Origin of the sequence: Lactiplantibacillus xiangfangensis, assembly GCF_001438845.1 — a bacterium.
GTDB classification, from domain to species: domain Bacteria; phylum Bacillota; class Bacilli; order Lactobacillales; family Lactobacillaceae; genus Lactiplantibacillus; species Lactiplantibacillus xiangfangensis.
On the sequence record NZ_JQCL01000061.1, the window covers coordinates 1 to 204 of the forward strand.

At 37.7% G+C, this 204-nt stretch carries 1 protein-coding gene; it reads right to left on the minus strand.

The window, feature by feature from the left end; genetic code table 11:
• Nucleotides 1-173 (minus strand): type II toxin-antitoxin system YafQ family toxin (locus tag IV64_RS07370; protein ID WP_162257390.1); only part of this gene is annotated, 173 nt, incomplete at its 3' end.
• Between the last annotated feature and the right edge of the window lie 31 nt (nt 174-204).

Here is a 204-nt window from a genome sequence, read left to right on the forward strand (position 1 = left end):
CCGCTCATTCGCCGATTAAGCTCATGATCTTCAAATTCTGGTGGTAATTGTTGTTGCTCAAGCAACAGGTCAATGGCTGCTCGAACTTCATCAATAATAGATTTGTCTAAACTGGCTAACCGTTTTAGATCAGCATTAAAGGTTGCACGTGGTTTAAATCTTAGTTTTTTCATTATTTAAACTGACCCCAATAATCATCATCTG